The organism is Vaccinium witches'-broom phytoplasma str. VAC, assembly GCF_000309405.1.
Taxonomy (GTDB): domain Bacteria; phylum Bacillota_I; class Bacilli_A; order Acholeplasmatales; family Acholeplasmataceae; genus Phytoplasma.
Genome location: NZ_AKIN01000119.1, coordinates 1 through 232 on the forward strand (window position 1 = coordinate 1; position 232 = coordinate 232).

The 232-nt window shown below is 28.0% G+C and carries 1 pseudogene; it reads right to left on the reverse strand.

Annotated elements, in window-relative coordinates:
• Positions 1-232: pseudogene (locus RI68_RS02165) on the reverse strand (hypothetical protein); the annotation flags it as partial.

Consider the following 232-nt stretch of genomic DNA (forward strand, 5'->3'; position numbering starts at 1 on the left):
AAACGAGTTTAATTTTAAAAGGAATATTAAATTTTTTATAGGAAGGAGAAGTAATTTCAAAAGAAATTTCAGCTTCTTTAATTTCTTCTTCGTATTCACCTTCTTTGATTAATGGGGGAGAAGTATATAAATTATTTTCACGTTTCCAATTACGGATGGCTTGATAGGGTTCTAAAGAATCAGACAATTCGATAATCTTTTTTCTTTTTTGGGCGTTAAAAGTAAAGAGATA